Source organism: Caulobacter sp. B11 (assembly GCF_002737765.1).
GTDB lineage: Bacteria > Pseudomonadota > Alphaproteobacteria > Caulobacterales > Caulobacteraceae > Caulobacter.
In genome coordinates this window covers 1-3,752 of record NZ_PEGG01000154.1, presented here as the reverse complement: position 1 = coordinate 3,752, position 3,752 = coordinate 1, and the positions used below count along the sequence as shown (strand labels likewise).

The following is a 3,752-nucleotide window of genomic DNA, read 5'->3' as shown; positions in this document are numbered from 1 at the left end:
CGGCAACGACGTGCTGGAATCCCTGGGCCTGGAGCAGGGGGTCGTTCGGGCGACCAAGACCGACAAGGGCAAGATGGTCTCAGCCGACGGCAATGGTCCCGTCTATGGCCTGCAACTGAACGCCGAACTGAGCCTGCTGGACGAGGTCGGCCGCAAGAACACGGCCTCGGTGATCACCAAGGCCCTGTCGGCGGTGCGCAGCGCCTACCGCGAACTGTCGGACCTCGCCAATGGCGTGACCTCGGACAGCACCAAGTCGTCCGGCAAGACCGGTGGGACCGTGCCGACCTATCTGACCAACCAGATCTCGAACTATCAGGCGGCCCTGAACCGTTTGACCGGCGGTTAAGCGCCCCGCCACGCGACGAACGCTTGAAAGCGTCATCGACGCGTCGTAGCCAGTGTGCATGGAACTTCTCAAAGACCGCCGCGTGTTGCTGGCGGGCGGCGCCGCCCTGGCCCTGCTCGCGGGCATTGTGATCGCCGTGCTGCTGATGAAGGGCGCCAAGGCCCCGATCGAAGCCCCGCCGGCCTCGCGCGCGGGCTTGATTGTCGAGACCGGTCGCGACGACGACACCAAGCTGGATCCGGCTCGTCCCCTGCGCTGCTTCGTGGGCGGGCAATTTGTCGGCGAGACCACCCTGGCCGAGTGCGCCCAGAAGAATGGTGTGGCCACCGGCGCGCTCGATGTCGGGGTCGATGAAACCGGAGCCCTGGCCGCCGCCGACCAGGCCGGCATGGTTCTGACTCCGCTGCCCCCGCCCGCCGCGACCGCCCCGATCGTTCCCGTCGCGCCGCCGGTGACGTCGCCCGCCCCGACCGTGGTCGCGACCACGCCCCTGGCCGCCTGCTGGCGCTATTCCGGCGCCGAATGGCGCAGGCTGCCGGGCGAGATCACCCTCAACGCCTGCGCCCAGCAACTGTTCGCCGGCAAGTGTGAAAAGCCGGGCGGCGCCACCTATGGTCGCTGGGGCGATGAAACCCTGCGGCTCGTCCCGGGCCGCGTCGAGGCCTCGTTCGACAATCGTTCATTCCATACGGTGATCGAGCAGGGATCGAGTTGCTCGATCCCCGCCGCCGGCTAGCTCAGAAAGACCTCCGATGCGTGTCCTGACCCTCGCCGCTGTTTCCGTCCTGGCCGCGACCTGCCTCACCGGCTGCCAGAAAGCCACCAAGGCGCCGTTCGAGCAGGGCGTCTGCATGCACGTGGTCGAAAACCAGGATGGAACGCTGAAGTTCAATCCGGTCGCCAACAATATCGATACGCTGGAACTGTGCGCGGCCACCTTGGAGGGCATGCGCGTCCGCTTTGTTCGCCTGGGTAGCCCCTCGCGCGAACTGACCGGCGCCTATCAAGGCAAGTTCATCTTCGTCCAGAAGGAAGGCATCTATCTGGGCGACACCTATGAGGGCGCGCGCTTCATGTCGCTGGTGCGAACCGGCGACGGCCGCCTGGCGGTGCCCGGGGCGATGCCGCCGGCGCAGTAGGCCGAAGGCGGCGGTGGATAACACCGCTTCCTCCACAGGAACATTGCCAGAACAAAGCTTGCGCGACCGGTCAATATTCCGTTAACGTCTCCGCCGAGATTCCGGCGCGTGGGTCGCCGGGCGAGAACGAAGGCTTCGCCATGGCTGGCAGCGTCAACAAGGTCATCCTGGTCGGAAACCTCGGGGCCGACCCCGAGATCCGCACCCTCAGCTCGGGCGACCGGGTCGCCAATCTGCGTCTGGCCACCTCGGAAACCTGGCGCGACCGGACCACCGGAGAGCGCAAGGAAAAGACCGAATGGCACCGGGTGGTGATCTTCAACGACAACTTGGTGAAGGTGGCCGAGAGCTATCTGAAAAAGGGCTCGACCATCTATATCGAGGGCGCGATCCAGACCCGCAAATGGGCTGACCAGAGCGGCGTCGAGAAGTACTCCACCGAGATCGTGCTGCAGAAGTTCCGCGGTGAGCTGACCATGCTCGGCGGTCGCGGCGACGGCGGCGGCGCCTCGGCCGGCGGCGATCCTGGCTATGACAGCGGCTATGGCGGCTCCAGCGGCGGCGGCAACTTCGGCGGCGGCGCGCCGCGCAGCCAGCCCAGTGGCCCGCGCGAGACCTTCTCGGCCGACCTCGACGACGAAATCCCGTTCTAGAGCCGAACAGGCCCAGACTTGGATGAAGGGCGGCTCGCTTCGGCGGGCCGCCCTTTTCGATTCCCGGTCGCCAGGATCACCGTCGCGCGTACGGCCTTGATTGACCCCGGGGCGGTCGTCTGGTCCAAGCGAACCATGTCTTTAAAAGGTCCTCTTAGCGGTCTCGAACGCTTGGCCATCCTGGCCATCATCCTGACCTGGGGCCTCAACAACGCCGCCGCCAAGGTGGCGACCGCGCACCTGCCGCCGATGATGGTGGGGGCCCTGCGGTTCGCCCTGGCGCTGATGTTCCTGTTTCCGTTCATCAAGCCGCCGTTTCCGCAGCCGCGTCGGTTGCTGGCCATCGTTCTGCTGTCGGGACCGATCCACTTCGCCCTGATCTACATCGCCTTCGGCATGGGCAAGTCGCTCAGCGCCCTGGTCGTGGCCAGCCAGTTGTGGATCCCGTTCACGGCGATCTTCGCCTGGCGCATGCTCGGCGAGTCGATGCGGATTCCCGCCGTTCTGGGCCTGGTCATCGCCTTCGCGGGCGTCGCCTGGATGAGCCTGGATCCGCATGGCGCGGCGGATCTGAAAGCCATAGGCCTGGTTGTCATCGCCTGCGCCTGCTGGGCCCTGGCCACGGTGCTGGTGCGCCAGACCCCTGGGGTCAAGCCGCTGAAGGTTCAGGGCATGACCGCCCTGGTCGCGGCGCCGGTGATGCTGGCCATGTCCTTCACCTTCGAGACCGATGTCCTGCACCGCACCCTGACCGCGCCTTGGTACGTCTGGGGCTGCGTGGCCTTCGCCGGGGTGGTCTCGACCATCGGGGCCAGCGCCCTGCTGTTCTGGCTGGTCCAGCGGCGCGAGGCCGGGCAGGTGACGCCCTATTTCCTGCTGACCCCGCTGGTCTCGTGCACGATCGGGGTACTGTTCATGGGCGACGTGGTCACCAGCCAGTTGGTCATCGGGGCGGGCGCCACCATGCTGGGCGTGGCGCTGGTGGCCCTGACCGAGAAGAAGGTCATTCCGCCCGAGGGCGAGGCGACCTAGCCCTCAGCCGCCCACTCAAAGTGAAACACCCGCCCCGCCTTTCGGCAGAAGCGGGCGTCTCCGTGCCTGAATTACTTCACCACCACCCCGCAGGCCAGGCGGGCCCCGGCGCCGCCGATCGGCTGGCTTTGGTGGTCGTCGGGGTTGGCATGGATGACGATGGCCGAACCGTCGGGGTCGAGCAGGGCAGGGCGGCCGCCGGCCCGCTGAGCGAGACCATCGGCGAATAGAGCTCGGCCATGGCCGTCCCGTCGGCGCGACATAGAGGTTGGGCAGGTCGCCGCTGTCATTGCCGTCCTTGTTCAGCAGGCCGTGAACCACGGTGGCGCTGGTGTGGACGTGACCGCCGGCCGACTTGAAGTCGGGGCTGCCGCAGTCGCCCTTCTCGTGAAAGTGCAGGCCGTGCCAGCCGGGCGTCAGGCCCTTGGTCTCGATCCGGAAGATCACGCCATGCGGGGCTTCCTTGAGCGCGGCCGAGCCGATCACCTTGCCATCAGCGGCCTTGAGTTCGACCTTGCCTCGGTCGGAGCGTCGGCGGCCTGGGCGGCGGCGGCGGACAGGGCAAGGGCGGCGATGGAA

At 67.2% G+C, this 3,752-nt stretch carries 4 protein-coding genes and 2 pseudogenes; 5 read left to right on the top strand and 1 reads right to left on the bottom strand.

The window, feature by feature from the left end:
- The 5 genes and pseudogenes from CSW58_RS07555 to CSW58_RS07535 all read left to right on the top strand — a co-directional run.
- Positions 1-349, top strand: a pseudogene (locus CSW58_RS07555) (hypothetical protein); the annotation flags it as partial.
- Positions 350-407: 58 nt separating this feature from the next.
- A complete protein-coding gene (locus CSW58_RS07550) occupies positions 408-1,085 on the top strand; it encodes a hypothetical protein (protein WP_099446879.1) in 678 nt (225 codons plus the stop codon).
- Between the two features lie 16 nt (positions 1,086-1,101).
- Complete coding sequence (locus CSW58_RS07545) at positions 1,102-1,488, top strand: hypothetical protein (protein WP_099446878.1); 387 nt, start codon at positions 1,102-1,104, stop codon at positions 1,486-1,488.
- A 140-nt stretch (positions 1,489-1,628) separates the two neighbouring features.
- Positions 1,629-2,141: a single-stranded DNA-binding protein gene (gene ssb, locus CSW58_RS07540; RefSeq protein WP_099446877.1), complete on the top strand. Its 513-nt coding sequence runs from the start codon at positions 1,629-1,631 to the stop codon at positions 2,139-2,141.
- Between the two features lie 135 nt (positions 2,142-2,276).
- Positions 2,277-3,173: a DMT family transporter gene (locus CSW58_RS07535; protein WP_099446876.1), complete on the top strand. Its 897-nt coding sequence runs from the start codon at positions 2,277-2,279 to the stop codon at positions 3,171-3,173.
- Between the two features lie 71 nt (positions 3,174-3,244).
- Here the strand turns inward: CSW58_RS07535 and CSW58_RS07530 are convergent.
- Positions 3,245-3,748 (bottom strand): annotated as a pseudogene (locus CSW58_RS07530) (superoxide dismutase family protein).
- Positions 3,749-3,752 lie beyond the last annotated feature (4 nt).

What these genes read in the sequence shown, in the direction of transcription:
- ssb (WP_099446877.1), top strand. Translation starts at nt 1,629, where the DNA reads ATGGCTGGCAGCGTCAACAAGGTCATCCTGGTCGGAAACCTCGGGGCC.
- CSW58_RS07545 (WP_099446878.1), top strand. Translation starts at nt 1,102, where the DNA reads ATGCGTGTCCTGACCCTCGCCGCTGTTTCCGTCCTGGCCGCGACCTGC.
- CSW58_RS07535 (WP_099446876.1), top strand. Translation starts at nt 2,277, where the DNA reads ATGTCTTTAAAAGGTCCTCTTAGCGGTCTCGAACGCTTGGCCATCCTG.
- CSW58_RS07550 (WP_099446879.1), top strand. Translation starts at nt 408, where the DNA reads ATGGAACTTCTCAAAGACCGCCGCGTGTTGCTGGCGGGCGGCGCCGCC.